Genomic DNA, 247 nt, shown 5'->3' with positions numbered 1-247 from the left:
CCATCAACAATATCCAAATGTTACATATAATTTAATAGAAAATGGCGGCAAAACAATTGAACAGCAAATTATCAATGATGAAGTAGATATAGGCGTGACCACTTTGCCAGTCGATCATCATATTTTCTATGGAAACGCTCTCTCAATTTCACTTCATTTTCACAAAAAAACACTCATCATTTCAATGACCCACGTAATGATGCGCCTTAAATAATGAGTGCTTTATTAATATGTTAGCCTAAACGAT

General features: G+C 33.2%; 1 pseudogene. It reads left to right on the top strand.

Features of this window, described 5'->3' with window-relative positions:
* A pseudogene (locus IDG64_RS14780) lies at positions 1-127 on the top strand (LysR family transcriptional regulator); the annotation flags it as partial.
* Positions 128-247: the final 120 nt, after the last annotated feature.

Origin of the sequence: Staphylococcus sp. EG-SA-15 (genome assembly GCF_017151895.1) — a bacterium.
Taxonomy (GTDB): domain Bacteria; phylum Bacillota; class Bacilli; order Staphylococcales; family Staphylococcaceae; genus Staphylococcus; species Staphylococcus aureus.
The sequence above is the reverse complement of the archived record's forward strand: the minus strand, read 5'-3'. Positions and strand labels throughout refer to the sequence as shown.